Below are 15325 nucleotides of genomic sequence, written 5' to 3' on the forward strand. Positions count from 1 at the left end.
GTCGTTAATCGTTCATTAAATAAAATCACTTATGCAGCAGGACAACAATCCACCGTGGCCAGGAAGTGTGCGATTATCGTTCTCTCAATGCGAAGTGGGTGCATTGATGGGTGAAAAACAAAGGAATATCATATTCTTATGTCTATTTAGTTATCGTGATTTCATCGTGATAAATGTGATGTATGCAACAATCAATTAACAATGTGCGCGAACCGCTGGAGAACGTATGAAAAAGGTATCTTGCGGCGCGGCTCTGGACTATCCTTGTCACCGTTGGGCACGCGTGTGCCGGTTTGCGCTTTTTTTTGGCTGAAGGAGTATTAAAATGGCGTCAGGAAAGTCCTGCTCTCGCTGGTTTGCGCCTGTTGCGGCGATATTAATGGTGGTTAGCCTGAGTGGGTGTTTTGATAAGGAAGGCGATCAGCGTAAAGCATTCGTCGATTTCCTGCAGAATACGGTAATGCGTGGCGGTGAACGCCTGCCGACGCTGACCGCTGACCAGAAAAAACAGTTCGGACCGTTTGTTTCCGACTATGCCGTCATTTATGGCTACTCACAGCAGGTAAGCCAGGCGATGGATGCCGGTTTACGTCCGGTTGTCGATAGCGTTAACGCGATTCGCGTACCGCAAGATTACATGACCCAGCGCGAACCGCTGCGTCAGGCTAATGGTTCACTGGGTGTGCTGAGCCAGCAGCTGCAGAATGCGAAAATGCAGGCTGATGCCGCGCATGCTGCGTTGAAACAGGCTGATGATCTCAAGCCTGTATTTGATCAGGTTTACAGCAAAGTCGTGACCGGCCCGTCCGATGCGCTGCAGCCGCTGATTCCCGCTGCGCAGGTGTTTACCCAGCAGCTGGTGCAGGTCGGTGATTTCGTGGCGCAACAGGGCACTCAGGTGAGCTTTGTCGCGAACGGTATTCAGTTCCCGACTTCACAGCAGGCGAGTCAGTATAATTCACTGATTGGCCCGCTGGCGGCACAGCACCAGGCGTTTAGCCAGGCGTGGACCGCGGCAGTTAACGCGACAAAATAAGCATTATGGCTGCCCGGCATCACGTCGGGCAGCGTCGTTTTACCCCGCAACCTGCGGGTTCACGCAGTTCTTCTCAACGTTCCCTTTCAGCGCATCAATCAGGTTATCCACCGCACAGGCCGCCATGTTGTAGCGGGTTTCATGCGTCGCGGAACCGATATGCGGCAGCGCCACCACGTTAGGCAGCTTCAGCAACAGCGAGTCCACCGGCAACGGCTCTTGCTCAAACACGTCCAGCCCCGCGGCGTGGATATCGCCGTTTTGCAGTGCGGCAATCAGCGCCTGTTCATCCACTACCGGGCCACGACCGGCGTTAATGAAGATGGCGGATGACTTCATTCGTGCGAACTGCTCTGCGCCGAACAGATGGTGGGTTTCCTCGGTGAGCGGCAGGATCAGGCAGACAAAATCTGCCTCGGCCAGCAGCGTATTTAAATCACAATAGCGGGCGTTAAAGCGCTCTTCCGCCTGTGGATGGTGGCGTCGTGCATTGTAGAGAATTGGCATATTGAAGCCGAAGTGCGCGCGCTGGGCGAGTGCCATGCCAATGCGGCCCATCCCGACTATCCCCAGCGTCTTGTGGTGGACATCGATGCCGAACCAGTCAGGGCCGATGCCCTGTTTCCACTCGCCTGCTTTTACACGCTCGGCAACTTCAACCACGCGACGAGCAGAGCTTAATACCAGCGCCATCAACGTATCGGCTACGGTTTCAGTCAGCACGGTTGGCGTGTGCATCAGCAGAACGCGACGATTGTTCAGCGCATCTACATCAAAATTGTCATAGCCCACGGAAATGGTGGAAGCGGCACGCAGCTTCGGCATGTTCTCCAGCAAAGCGGTATCTACGTTTTCGCTGGAACCCAGCAGCCCAACGGCATTCGCAAAGGCATCGGCGTGCTGCTGTACGGTCTCTGGGTGCAGGTTTGGCACGCGGGTGACGGTGAAGTTGTCGTTCAGGCGTTGTAACAAATCGTCGGGCAGGGCTTTGTAGAGAATAACGGACGGCTTCATGGGGATCTCCATGGATTGAAGAGAGAAGAGTTGATCGTTAGCAGGCTTAACAATCCCACAGCGGGGCGAAAAGTACCAGCCCAGAAAATGGGGAGGGATGAACGCCGGGCAGGGGGCAAGCCCTGTCCGGCGGAGGGGTTACTGCGGGCTTAAGGTGATTTCTACGCGACGGTTCTGCGCTTTGCCTTCGGCGGTGCTGTTGCTGGCGATAGGATTCGCCGGGCCCATGCCGGAAGTGCGGATGCGGGCAGCGGCCACGCCCTGAGTGATAAGCGAGCTGGCTACGGAGTCAGCGCGCTGCTGGGACAGCGTCATGTTCAACTGCTGGCTGCCGGTGCTGTCGGTATAGCCGACCATGTTCACGGCGGTTTTTTCGTACTCTTTCAGCACCATTGCCACGCCGGTCAGGGTATTGGCACCTGCTGGTTTCAGCGTAGAAGAGGAGCTGTCGAAGGTGACGTTGTTTGGCATATTCAACACGATGTTGTTGCCATTACGCGTAACGCTCACGCCGGTTCCCTGCATTTTCTGACGCAGCTTGGCTTCCTGGGCATCCATGTAGTAACCCACGCCACCGCCGACGGCTGCACCTGCGGCGGCGCCAATCAGCGCACCTTTGCCGCGGTCGTGTTTAGAGGATGCCAGTGCGCCGATACCCGCGCCCACTAAGGTTCCGAGGCCTGCGCCGATGCCGGTTTTGCTGGCTTCCTGTTCGCCAGTGTACGGGTTGGTGGTACAGCCAGAAACTGCCAGTGCGCCGCTAACCAGGGCCGCAATCATGAGCATGCGTTTTTTCATCTTATTTCCTTAATCCTTTTTATTCTTTGCCACGGCAGGTGTGGCGGTTGATTATGACGTGCAAAACCGGGGAAAATTCCCGGGAGATTTTGTCTTTTTGTAAAAAACATTGAGCGATGAACAAAACATCGCCGAATCACCTGCATCAGCTATCCAGGAGCACGCTTTGCCACACTCACCGACCACGAAAACTATCCTGACCGCTGCCCATTGGGGCCCTATGCTGGTTGAAACCGATGGCGAGCGCGTGCTCTCTTCGCGCGGTGCGCTGAAAACGTCGTTCGATAACTCGTTGCAGAGCGTGGTGCGCGATCAGGTACACAGTAAAACGCGGGTGCGTTACCCGATGGTGCGTAAAGGATTTCTGGCTTCACCGAGTCGCCCACAGGGCATTCGCGGGCAGGATGAATTTGTGCGAGTGAGCTGGGATGAGGCGCTGACGCTGATAGATAGGCAGCACCGCCGCATTCGCGAAAGCTACGGGCCGTCGTCGATTTTTGCGGGCTCCTACGGTTGGCGCTCTAACGGCGTGCTGCATAAGGCGGCGACGCTGCTCCAGCGTTACATGAGCCTGGCAGGCGGCTACACCGGGCATCTGGGCGATTATTCTACCGGCGCGGCGCAGGCCATCATGCCGCACGTGGTGGGTGGCAATGAGGTCTACCAGCAGCAGACCAGCTGGCCGATGGTGCTGGAGCATACTGACGTGGTGGTGCTGTGGAGCGCCAACCCGATGAATACGCTGAAAATTGCCTGGAACGCTTCCGATGAGCAGGGGCTGCCCTATTTTGAACAGCTGCGGAAAAGCGGTAAACGCCTGATCTGTATCGATCCGATGCGATCGGAAACCGTCGCGTTTTTCGGTGAGTCGATGGAGTGGATAGCGCCACATATGGGCACGGATGTGGCGCTGATGCTGGGCATCGCCCATACGCTTTTGGTGAATAATTGGCACGATGCGGACTTTTTATCGCGCTATACCACCGGGTTTCCGATTTTTGCTGATTATCTGCTGGGTAAAGAAGACGGTGAGGAAAAATCCGCCGAGTGGGCTGCGACGATTTGCGGTATTAGTGCAGATAAAATCCGCGAATTGGCAGAGATATTCCATAAAAATACCACCATGCTGATGTCCGGCTGGGGGATGCAGCGCCAGCAGTTTGGCGAACAGAAACACTGGATGCTGGTGACGCTCGCCGCCATGCTGGGGCAGATTGGTACGCCGGGCGGCGGCTTTGGCCTCTCTTATCACTTCGCGAACGGCGGTAACCCGACGCGTCGTGCGGCGGTGCTGGCCTCGATGCAGGGCACGGTGAAAGGCGGCGTTGATGCCGTTGATAAAATCCCGGTAGCGCGTATCGTCGAGGCGCTGGAAAACCCCGGCGCACCGTACCAGCATAACGGGCTGGATCGACACTTCCCGGATATTCGTTTTGTCTGGTGGGCGGGTGGCGCTAACTTTACCCATCATCAGGACACCAACCGGCTGATTCGCGCCTGGCAAAAACCGGAGCTGGTGGTCATTTCCGAATGCAACTGGACGGCAGCGGCGCGTCACGCCGATATCGTGTTGCCGGCCACGACCTCGTTTGAACGTAATGACCTCACCATGACCGGTGATTACAGTAACCAGCATCTGGTGCCGATGAAGCGGGTGGTGATGCCGCGTGATGAAGCACGCGATGATTTTGAGGTGTTTGCTGATCTCAGCGAACGCTGGGAAACAGGTGGGCGGGCGCGCTTTACGGAGGAGAAGAGCGATCTCCAGTGGCTGGAAGCCTTCTACCACATTGCCGGGCAACGCGGGGCCAGCCAGCAGGTGACGCTGCCGCCGTTTGCCGAGTTCTGGCAGGCCAACGAACTGATTGAGATGCCGGAGAGTGAACAGAACGCCGCTTTTGTCCGATTTGGCGCGTTTCGCGCCGATCCACAGGCGAACCCGTTAAGCACGCCGAGTGGCAAAATTGAGATTTACTCTGAGCGTATTGCCAGCTTCCAGTATCCCGACTGTCCGCCGCACCCGATGTGGCTGGAGCCTGATGAATGGCACGGTAACGCGGAGCCGGAACAGCTTCAACTGCTTTCTGCCCATCCCGCGCATCGCCTGCACAGCCAGCTCAACCATACGACGCTGCGTGAACGCTATGCGGTCGCCGGGCGTGAGCCGTTAACGCAGCATCCGCAGGATGCGAAGGCGCGGCAGATTCAGGATGGCGATCTGGTGCGGGTCTGGAACCATCGTGGGCAGGTGTTGGCGGGAGCGGTGGTGAGCGAAGACATCAAGCCCGGCGTTATCTGTCTGCACGAAGGGGCGTGGCCAGATTTAGACCTCGAGGCGAACGGTATCTGCAAAAATGGGGCGGTGAATGTGCTGACCAAAGATATCCCCAGCTCGCGGCTGGGGAACGGGTGTGCGGGAAACACGGCGCTGGCCTGGATTGAAAAATACACCGGCCCGTCGCTAACGCTAACGGCGTTTAATCCGCCTGCCAACGCATAATCCAGGTAGGATGCCGGGTCTCGTCCTGCCACGCGCTGTCTTCAATACGAAAACCCTGCGCGTGGTAGAAATTCACCGCCCGGCAGTTCTTCTGGTAGACCTCCAGGCTGAGGTCGGAAAAATGCTGCTTCGCCATGCTGAGCAGCGCACTGCCAATCCCCTGATGAAGCTGATTCGGGGCGACAAACAGCGCGCCAACGAAGCGCGTGTCAATCACGCTGACAAAGCCCTGTAGCCGTTGTTCGTCCTCCCAGACCCAGGTTTCGGCGGCGGGGAGGTAGGTGTCGCGCACGATGGGCAGGCTCTCTTGCCAGTATTGCTCGGCGATAAACGGATGCGCATAGGTGGTGCTTTCCAGCCAGAGCCCCAGCAACGGCTCGAACTGGTTAGTGTTCCATTTTCTTATCATGCTGAACTCCTGGATAGCAGAAGCAGTGGGTGACGTGGTCATTGACCAGCCCACAGGCCTGCATGAAGGAATAACAAATTGTGGTGCCAACGAACTTAAAACCGCGTTTTTTCAGCGCTTTAGATAATGCGTCTGACGCGGGTGTAGAGGTAGGAATTTCCCCGAGCGAGGCTGCCTGGGTAACAATAGGCGCGCCATCGACAAACGACCAGACAAAATCGTTAAACGATTCGCCGTTGGCCTCCATTGCCAGAAACGCGCGGGCGTTACCGATAATGGCCTGAATTTTACCCCGGTGACGGATGATACCGGCGTCCAGTACCAGTCGCTCAACGTCGTCTTCGCTCATCGCCGCGACCTTAACCGGATCGAAGTGATGAAAGGCATGGCGATAATTTTCGCGTTTTTTCAGCACGGTTATCCAGGAAAGCCCTGCTTGTTGACCCTCGAGACAGATCATCTCAAACAGAGCCTGGTTATTTCTTTGGGGGACGCCCCATTCGGTATCGTGATACGCGATGTAAAGTGGATCCTGACTTACCCAACCGCAGCGTTGCATTTGATTCTCCCTGTTTTTGTTGATGGGTCACGCCTGGCAATAAAACCCTGCACTTCGCTTGACGCTGATAAGAAAACAGTAATAGTTAATACAGGGAATTTTTTCCCTAAAAACATAACAATAATTGCCGAATCTGGCTCTTTAGTGGAGTCAATTAATGAATAATAAGAAATGCACTGGCTTCTGGCGATGTGTCGTGCCGGCATCGTGTTACGCGTGGATGTTACTTTCCCCACATGCGAATGCCTGGCAACAGGAATATATCGTGTCTGATGCGCAAAGTAATACTACCGAGCGCTATACATGGGATAGCGATCACCAACCGCGCTACGATGACATTCTTGCAGAGCGTATTGATGCGTTGCAAGCGGGCGCCGGGCTTAATACGAGCCTCCCGGATAACAGCCTGCAGGACACCACCAAAACCATGAGCATCGGCTGGAATTTTCCGTTGACGGAAAGTATGACCATGGGACCTGTCGCCACCTGGCACTACGACGGCTCGCCGGGCTTTATGTGGAACGAATTTGGCGACACGGTGAATAGCGTTTCGCCAAGCGATGCGCTGTGGCATGCGAGCGTAAGCACGCTGGGCTGGCGCGTTGATTCACATCCGTGGCAAGGGATCCGCCCTTGGGCACAGGTAAGCTACAACCAGCAGTTCGGTGAGAACCAGTGGAAGGCGCAGTCCGGACTAAACCGCACGCCAACCTCGGCTCAGGACGGCAATTGGGTTGATGTGACTTTGGGGGCAGATATGTTGCTTAATTCACATCTGGCTGCCTATGCCTCACTTTCTCAGGCCGATAACATGTCTGCCGGAACGAACTACTCCTACATGATGGGCGTGAGCGCGCGCTTCTGATCTACGATGTTTATCTGACGAAACCCAGCGGCAGGTGATGATTTGGCAATGCCATTCATGCCGCCGCTGATGCATTTCATTCCGCCCTGAATGCAGTTCATGCCTTTTAAAACCCGCGAAAATGCTAACTTCGTTATCGTTGGCAGCAGTTAATTTAAGAAGGCATCATCATCATGAACGCTGCAACTAAAAATCATACCCGCTGGCTGACATTGTTCGGCACCATCATTACTCAATTCGCATTAGGTTCTGTTTATACCTGGAGCCTGTTCAATAGCGCATTGTCCACCAAGCTGGATGCATCCGTTAGTCAGGTGGCGTTCTCCTTTGGTCTGTTAAGTCTGGGCCTGGCACTTTCTTCTTCCGTTGCCGGTAAATTGCAGGAACGCTTTGGCGTTAAACGCGTCACCATGGCGTCTGGGATCCTGCTGGGTATCGGCTTCTTCCTGACCGCACACGCTAACAATCTGATGATGCTGTGGCTGAGCGCTGGCGTGATTGTCGGCCTGGCGGACGGTGCGGGTTATTTACTGACGCTTTCCAACTGCGTGAAGTGGTTCCCGGAGCGTAAAGGCCTGATTTCTGCATTCTCCATCGGTTCATATGGTTTAGGTAGCCTGGGTTTCAAATTCATCGATAGCCAGCTGCTGGCAACCGTTGGGCTGGAAAAAACCTTTATGATCTGGGGCGCTATCGTACTGGTGATGATTGTCTTCGGTTCTATGCTGATGAAAGACGCACCGAATCAGCCTGTGAGCACCACCAACGGCGTTGTGGCGAATGATTTCACGCTGGCAGAATCCATGCGCAAACCGCAGTACTGGATGCTGGCAGTGATGTTCCTGACCGCCTGTATGAGCGGCCTGTACGTCATCGGTGTCGCAAAAGATATTGCTCAGGGTATGGTGCATCTGGATCTGGCCACTGCCGCGAACGCGGTAACGGTTATCTCCATTGCTAACCTGAGTGGTCGTCTGGTGCTGGGTATTCTGTCTGACAAAATTGCCCGTATCCGCGTTATCACCATTGGTCAGGTTATCTCTCTGGTGGGGATGGCAGCGCTGCTGTTCGCGCCGCTGAATGAAGTGACCTTCTTTGCGGCTATTGCCTGCGTCGCCTTTAACTTCGGTGGTACCATCACCGTCTTCCCATCGCTGGTCAGTGAATTCTTCGGTCTGAACAATCTGGCGAAAAACTACGGTGTGATTTACCTTGGCTTCGGTATCGGCAGCATCTGTGGTTCCCTGATTGCATCGATGTTCGGTGGGTTCTACATCACTTTCTGCGTCATCTTCGCCCTGCTGATTCTCTCTCTGGCACTGTCTACAACGATTCGCCAGCCAAAAACAGAAATTATGCAGGAAGCTCACGCTTAATTATTACCTTTCCTCCTAAGTCGATTCTGACCAAATATATTGTAAATATTTGGTCAGATCACATTCTCACCGCATACTTTTCCCCTTTCTTGTTGTCTACTTACCGCGCTTGCATGTGATGCCTGTATTGGCATGACGCTTATATTAATTGGTCCATAAATAGTGTGATTTGGCACCAGTTTTTCTGTTTCCCTTTTTTCTGGTTTTTTTTGAATGCGATATATAAAAGCGATGTCCCAGCAGACGCTGAGTCTCCTGCTGGCGGTCTACATCGGCTGGTTTATGAATTTCTCCGTATTGTCCCGTCGGTTTGAGGGGTATCTGCAGGACTTCAGTTTCGAGAAAGGTCTGTTCATTGTTATTGAGCTGGTCGGTACGCTGCTGGTGAGTTTCTTCTTATTCCGTGTGCTCTCTCTTGGTGGGCGCCGGTTGTGGAAGGTGCTGGCAACGCTGGTGGTGCTGATTTCTGCCGGTGCCAGCTATTACATGACCAATCTAAACGTGGTGATTGGCTATGGCATTGTGGCTTCGGTCATGACCACGGATGTCGATCTGTCGAAAGAGGTGGTGGGCTGGCACTTTATCAGTTGGCTGGTACTAACCAGCATCGTACCGCTGGCGTTTATCTGGATTAACCAGGCACGTGATACGCTGCTTTATCAGCTGCGTACGCCGGGGCACCGCATTCGCGGCATCGCAGTGGTGCTGCTGTCAGCGCTGTTGGTCTGGGGACCAATTCGTCTGATGGAGATCCATCTGAAGGAGACCGAGCGGCTGTCGCAGGTGGATCTGCCGAGCTATGGCGGCGTTCTGGCGAACTCTTATCTGCCGAGTAACTGGGTAGCGGCACTGGGTCTTTATGGCTGGACACAGATTGATGAATCAACGGATACCCGCGAGCTATTCGACCCGTCGAAGAAATTCACCTATGTAGCACCAAAGGATATCGATGACACCTACATGGTGTTTATCATCGGCGAAACGACGCGCTGGGATCACATGGGCCTGTTCGGCTACGAGCGGAATACCACGCCGGGGCTGGCAAAAGAGAAGAATCTGGTCGCGTTCCGCGGCTACTCCTGCGATACCGCGACTAAGCTTTCGCTGCGCTGTATGTTTGTCCGCCAGGGCGGCGCAAGCGATAACCCGCAGCGTACGCTGAAAGAGCAGAACGTCTTTGCGGTGCTGCATCAGTTGGGCTTTACCGGCGATCTACTGGCGATGCAGAGCGAGCTGTGGTTCTACAGCAATACGATGGCGAACAACATCGCCTATCGTGAGCAGATTGGCGCAGAGCCGCGTAACCGGGGTAAGAGCGTGGACGACATGCTGCTGGCCGATGAGCTGCAAAACGTGCTGACGCGTCAGAGCGATAAAGGTAAGCATCTTATTATCATGCATACCAAAGGCTCGCACTTTAACTACACCCAGCGCTACCCGCGCAATTTTGCGCAGTGGAAGCCTGAATGTGTGAATGTGGACGATAAGTGCAGTAAGGCGGAGCTGATTAACTCCTACGACAACTCCATTACTTATGTCGATCACTTCCTGGTGAACGTGTTCGATCAACTGCGCGATAAGAAGGCGATTGTCTTCTTTGCCGCGGACCACGGTGAGTCGATTAACGAGCATGAGCGTTTGCACGGTACGCCGCGTATGATGGCGCCGCCAGAGCAGTTCCGCGTGCCGATGATGGTCTGGATGTCGGATAAATATCTGCAGAATCCGGACCACGCGAAGTCGTTTGCTTACCTGCAACAGCAGGCGGAGATGAAGCAGCCGAAGCGTCACGTGGAGCTGTACGACACGATTATGGGTTGTCTGGGTTATACCTCGCCAGATGGCGGTATTAATGAATTCAACAACTGGTGCCACGTGCCTGAAAGCAAGAAAACGGCGCAGTGATGAGTTCTTCACCGAACAAAAGGCATGGGTTTAATAAGGGATTGACGACCCAAAAACGCAGCAGTAAGATCTGCTGCGTACGGTGATTGGCGCAGCCTGGTAGCGCACTTCGTTCGGGACGAAGGGGTCGGAGGTTCAAATCCTCTATCACCGACCAGATTGGAAAGCCTGCTGAATAAGCAGGCTTTTTGCGTTTATAGCAAATCTTCCTCTCCGAGAACATGATGTATTATACGTTTTGAGATGGATACTGAAATTTTGGATGCACCGCAGGCGTTTGTATTGATAATACGATTAACTATTTGCTCAGGTTGTCCTTTTCCCTTCCTGGATTGTTAAATTAAACAGGTGCCGACCCGATTATGTTTCCTGTCAGTGATTTGCTGGACTTACAAACACTTTCTGAATCAGTTGAACTGGAGTTCAAGCTGGCGCAGGGAGCGGATGGTAAAGGTAAACTGCCGGAGGATTTCTGGCGAACATACAGCGCGATGGCGAATACTCGTGGTGGTTATGTTGTGCTGGGCGTCAGAGAAAAGAAAGGGAACTTTATCGTTGAGGGGATCAGCGATATTGCTACCGTTATGAAGCAACTGTTTGATATTGCGAACAACAAGAAAAAAGTAAATGTCAATTTACTGAGCGATCAATCGGTACAGATCATCAATCTTGATAATAAAGCGGTTATTGTCATTGAGATCCCCATAGCAAGACGTGAGCAAAAGCCGGTCTATCTTCACAACCAGCCGATGACGGAAACATACATCCGTCGCCACGAAGGGGACTGCCACTGTTCTGAAGAGCAAATCAAAAGAATGCTCGCGGAACAGGTCGAGGATAGTCGTGATGATCGGATTCTGGCAGGGTTTGATTTCAGCGATATCGATCAGGACAGTTTGCGTGCCTGGCGTAACCTCTTTGCGGTTGCGAAGCCCCAGCATCCCTGGCTGGAGTTGGATATCATCGATTTATTCAGGAATATTGGTGGCTGGCGAAAAAATCGTCAGAGCGGGGAAGAAGGTATCACTCTTGCGGGTATCCTGATGTTTGGTACCTGGAATGCTATCCAGGATGCGGTTCCAAACTATTTTGTCGATTATCGTGAGCGGGATGACACGCAACCTGACTCTCGCTGGATCGACCGCATCTATCCGGATGGTTCCTGGTCAGGCAATATTTTCGATTTTTACCGCCGGACATATCGAAAGCTCATTTCTGACCTTAAGGTTCCTTTTGAATTGCGGGACGGTATTCGGCTGGATGAAACTAAAGTTCATGAAGCTATCCGCGAGGCGCTTGTTAATACTCTGGTGCATGCTGATTACACGGGCCGAAGCTCTATCTTAGTGGTCAGGAGGCCGGATCTTTTTGGCTTCCGTAATCCTGGACTGATGCGGATACCGCCGGAAATTGCAGTGAAGGGCGGGGAAAGTGACTGCCGTAACCGCCGTATGCACCAGATGTTCTTAATGATTGGCGCAGGTGAACGTGCAGGCTCTGGTGTGCCCAAAATAATGAGTGGTTGGAAATGGGCGAACTGGCGCACACCAAAGTTGTATGAGAAAACGGAGCCTTCCGAACAAACGCTGCTTGAGCTGTCGACGGTAAGCCTTGTATCACAGGAGGTTACTGAACTGCTTGATGATTTATTTGGTCAACGTTTTCATCTGCTTGATGATCTCGAACGAATGATCATTATCACAGCGGCGACAGAAGGTTGGGTAAACCACGAGAGAGCTTGTCAGCTCACAAGCAGACATTCTCGTGATGTTACCCTGGCATTTCCAAAGTTAGTGGATAAGGGCTTTCTTGTCGCCAGTGGTGAAAAACGAGATAAATCATACAGCTTACCTGGAATGGAGTTACCGTCTCCGGAAGAAGTCTTCGCTAATGCGTTAAGCTCTACATCGAACTTAACGCATAACGTACAGAACTTAACGCATAGTGACATCAGCTTAACGCATAGCGATCCTGACTTAGTAGATAGTCATCAGGGAAGAGATGAATACGGTAGGTTTATCAGTCACTTGCTAGATAAACCGTTTATTGATGATCTTGACGCATTGAGCGATGGATTCCGGGATGTACTTGAAGCATTAGCTGCGCCATCGCGGGAGCACCGTCGGCTGGAAGCTGGGATGATGAAGGAACTGCTTGTCCAGTTGTGCGATGGGCACTATTTATCTGTCGCGGTAATGGAAATATTGTTAGGACGTAAGTCGCAGAGTATTCGCCAGAATTACCTAAAACCTATGGTGGATTCAAAGCAACTGAAGCTGGCATTTCCTAACAAGCCTAATTCGCCAAGACAAGGGTATACACTCGCTTAGGCATACTACCAGTAGGCTCCTGAGCGGATGACCGGGAAAGGCCGCTCCCCTTAAAGCCTTTGCCTTCAGATTCAATACAACGTAGGTGAACAAATAGCGCTGCTCAACTTAGCTGGCAGTACGTTACTATTCTTGCATTTTTTCATGCCGTATTTCTTGTTCTTCAGCCCCTTTAAATGCTTCGTACAGTAAATGAAGCAGATCGGCGAGGATGAGAGTCAGTCATCAGATGTTCCAACACAAACGCTTCCCCTGCCTGTTCACAATTTTGTGACATATTCCATTGTATTTTCGTATGCATAGACGAATCTTTTTTTTCGCTGCTTATGGCTAAGCTCAGCATTTTCCGCTGTGCGTTTTAACGTTCGCGGCATTAATCGCTCAGATTATCATCATATCGAAATAAATTTTTCACATAATGGCTAATTGTTAATCGCTGAATGTTGCAAATTATTAAGTAGATTACTCTGCCTTCTTGCCCATAGCATAAATTTCTCTGCTGAAAATAGTGCTTCGGGGTTTTTTTAATCTTTGCCCATCCATTCTCACCTTCAATACAAATCCCGGATAACTGTATTGACGTTTTCACATTCTGTTGACAGATTGTAGGGCATGAGGGGCATTTCATGGAGAATCCGCACTGCAACTCAGATGTTCCAGTGAAAGGAATCCCTCGCCTCTAAATGCATCGACCCAGCCGGTTCAAAAATAAATAAGGTCAGGCGGTGTAACCCAATGCAAAGGGTAAAAACAACACATAATCACATTGGAGCAGAATAATGAGTATTTCCTTGAAGAAGTCAGGGATGCTGAAGCTGGGTCTCAGCCTGGTCGCCATGACCGTTGCAGCCAGCGTACAGGCAAAAACCCTGGTTTATTGTTCAGAAGGCTCGCCGGAAGGCTTTAACCCACAGCTCTTTACGTCTGGTACTACCTATGATGCCAGCTCCGTACCTATCTATAACCGTCTGGTTGAATTCAAAACTGGTACCACGGAAATCGTCCCGGGTCTGGCTGAGAAATGGGACATCAGTCCGGACGGCAAAACCTACACCTTCCACCTGCGTCAGGGCGTGAAGTGGCAGGACAATAAAGACTTCAAACCAACGCGTGACGTGAACGCCGACGATATCGTCTTCTCCTTCGATCGTCAGAAAAACGCGCAGAACCCGTACCACAAAGTCTCTGGCGGCAGCTATGAATACTTTGAAGGCATGGGCCTGCAAGACCTGATTAGCGAAGTGAAAAAAGTCGACGATAATACCGTTCAGTTCGTGCTGACTCGCCCAGAAGCGCCGTTCCTGGCAGACCTGGCGATGGACTTCGCGTCTATTCTGTCAAAAGAATATGCTGACAACATGCTGAAAGCCGGCACGCCGGAGAAAGTTGACCTGAACCCAATTGGTACCGGTCCATTCCAGCTGGTTCAGTACCAGAAAGACTCTCGTATTCTGTACAAAGCGTTCCCGGGCTACTGGGGCACCAAGCCGCAGATCGATCGTCTGGTCTTCTCCATCACGCCTGACGCTTCCGTACGTTACGCCAAGCTGCAGAAGAACGAGTGCCAGGTCATGCCGTACCCGAACCCGGCTGACATCGCGCGCATGAAAGAAGACAAGAACATCAACCTGATGGAACAGGCAGGCCTGAACGTTGGCTACCTCTCCTTCAACACCGAGAAAAAACCGTTTGATGACGTGAAAGTACGTCAGGCGCTGACCTACGCGGTCAACAAAGAAGCGATCATCAAAGCCGTTTATCAGGGTGCAGGCGTTGCTGCTAAGAACCTGATCCCGCCAACCATGTGGGGCTATAACGACGACGTCAAAGACTACAGCTACGATCCGGAAAAAGCTAAGGCGCTGCTGAAAGAAGCGGGCCAGGATAAAGGCTTCACCGTTGAGCTGTGGGCGATGCCGGTACAGCGTCCGTACAACCCGAACGCTCGCCGTATGGCTGAGATGATTCAGGCTGACTGGGCGAAAATCGGCGTACAGGCCAAAATCGTGACCTACGAGTGGGGCGAATACCTCAAGCGCGCGAAAGCGGGCGAGCACCAGGCGGTCATGATGGGCTGGACCGGCGACAATGGGGATCCGGATAACTTCTTCGCGACGCTGTTCAGCTGCGCGGCGGCAAAAGACGGTTCTAACTACTCTCGCTGGTGCTACAAGCCGTTTGAAGATCTGATTCAACCGGCACGTGCAACCGACGACCACAACAAACGCATTGAGCTGTACAAACAGGCTCAGGTGGTGATGCACGATCAGGCTCCAGCGCTGATCATCGCTCACTCCACCGTATACGAGCCGGTGCGTAAAGAAGTCAAAGGCTATGTGGTTGATCCATTAGGTAAGCACCACTTCGACAACGTATCTATCGAATAATAAAGACGATGCCTTAACCGGCAGCGCAACGCTTCCTGCCCCCCTTGGGGTGGGAAGCTGCGCCGTATCTGCGCCTCTCGCGTTTAAGAAAGGCGGCAGATTTGTGAGCAATACAGACGACCTGTGACCAGGCGGGCCGTCATTAG

11 protein-coding genes and 1 tRNA gene are annotated in these 15325 nt (G+C 52.8%); 8 read left to right on the plus strand and 4 right to left on the minus strand.

The genetic code is table 11. The features are described from left to right. The first annotated feature begins 325 nt into the window (after positions 1-325). Positions 326-1036: a DUF3053 domain-containing protein gene (locus MY052_RS00985; RefSeq protein ID WP_035893105.1), complete on the plus strand. Its 711-nt coding sequence runs from the start codon at positions 326-328 to the stop codon at positions 1034-1036. A 39-nt stretch (positions 1037-1075) separates the two neighbouring features. On the opposite strand, the gene ghrB is transcribed toward MY052_RS00985, so the two are convergent. Together ghrB and MY052_RS00995 are read right to left on the minus strand one after the other, a co-directional pair. Beyond that, positions 1076-2050 (minus strand): glyoxylate/hydroxypyruvate reductase GhrB, encoded by a 975-nt coding sequence (gene ghrB / locus MY052_RS00990; RefSeq protein WP_035893104.1) that lies wholly within the window; start codon positions 2048-2050, stop codon positions 1076-1078. 138 nt (positions 2051-2188) lie between these two features. Then, entirely contained in the window at positions 2189-2848 is a 660-nt protein-coding gene (locus tag MY052_RS00995) for an OmpA family lipoprotein (protein ID WP_248538059.1), read from the minus strand. Positions 2849-3014: 166 nt separating this feature from the next. Here MY052_RS00995 and MY052_RS01000 point away from each other — a divergent pair, with 166 nt between their 5' ends. Continuing rightward, the gene (locus MY052_RS01000; protein ID WP_248538060.1) at positions 3015-5348 is read left to right on the plus strand and encodes a molybdopterin guanine dinucleotide-containing S/N-oxide reductase; all 2334 of its coding nucleotides are present in this window, start codon (positions 3015-3017) and stop codon (positions 5346-5348) included. Here MY052_RS01000 and MY052_RS01005 read toward each other — a convergent pair. Together MY052_RS01005 and tag are read right to left on the minus strand one after the other, a co-directional pair. Further along, positions 5326-5757, minus strand: coding sequence for an N-acetyltransferase (locus MY052_RS01005; protein WP_035893099.1), 432 nt, complete (start codon positions 5755-5757; stop codon positions 5326-5328). The two genes, MY052_RS01000 and MY052_RS01005, sit on opposite strands and share 23 nt — an antisense overlap. Then, a complete protein-coding gene (gene tag, locus MY052_RS01010) occupies positions 5735-6316 on the minus strand; it encodes a DNA-3-methyladenine glycosylase I (RefSeq protein ID WP_248538061.1) in 582 nt (193 codons plus the stop codon). Before tag ends, MY052_RS01005 begins: the two co-directional genes overlap by 23 nt. Positions 6317-6473: 157 nt before the next feature. On the opposite strand from tag, the gene MY052_RS01015 reads away from it, so the two are divergent. The 6 genes from MY052_RS01015 to dppA all read left to right on the plus strand — a co-directional run bounded on the left by MY052_RS01015 (position 6474) and on the right by dppA (position 15179). Continuing rightward, complete coding sequence (locus tag MY052_RS01015) at positions 6474-7181, plus strand: autotransporter outer membrane beta-barrel domain-containing protein (protein WP_420828628.1); 708 nt, start codon at positions 6474-6476, stop codon at positions 7179-7181. 173 nt (positions 7182-7354) lie between these two features. Further along, positions 7355-8557: an L-lactate MFS transporter gene (locus MY052_RS01020; protein ID WP_035893094.1), complete on the plus strand. Its 1203-nt coding sequence runs from the start codon at positions 7355-7357 to the stop codon at positions 8555-8557. A gap of 213 nt (positions 8558-8770) precedes the next feature. Beyond that, positions 8771-10462, plus strand: a complete 1692-nt coding sequence (gene eptB / locus MY052_RS01025) for a kdo(2)-lipid A phosphoethanolamine 7''-transferase (RefSeq protein WP_248538062.1) — start codon at positions 8771-8773, stop codon at positions 10460-10462. Between the two features lie 80 nt (positions 10463-10542). Then, positions 10543-10619 (plus strand) — tRNA-Pro (locus MY052_RS01030). A gap of 205 nt (positions 10620-10824) precedes the next feature. Next, positions 10825-12792 carry an AlbA family DNA-binding domain-containing protein gene (locus MY052_RS01035; protein WP_202217007.1) on the plus strand — a complete coding sequence of 656 codons (1968 nt, stop codon included), beginning with the start codon at positions 10825-10827 and terminating at the stop codon, positions 12790-12792. 779 nt (positions 12793-13571) lie between these two features. Next, entirely contained in the window at positions 13572-15179 is a 1608-nt protein-coding gene (gene dppA / locus MY052_RS01040) for a dipeptide ABC transporter periplasmic-binding protein DppA (RefSeq protein WP_035893091.1), read from the plus strand. Positions 15180-15325 lie beyond the last annotated feature (146 nt).

This window comes from Kluyvera ascorbata (assembly GCF_023195735.1).
Taxonomy (GTDB): Bacteria; Pseudomonadota; Gammaproteobacteria; order Enterobacterales; family Enterobacteriaceae; genus Kluyvera; species Kluyvera ascorbata.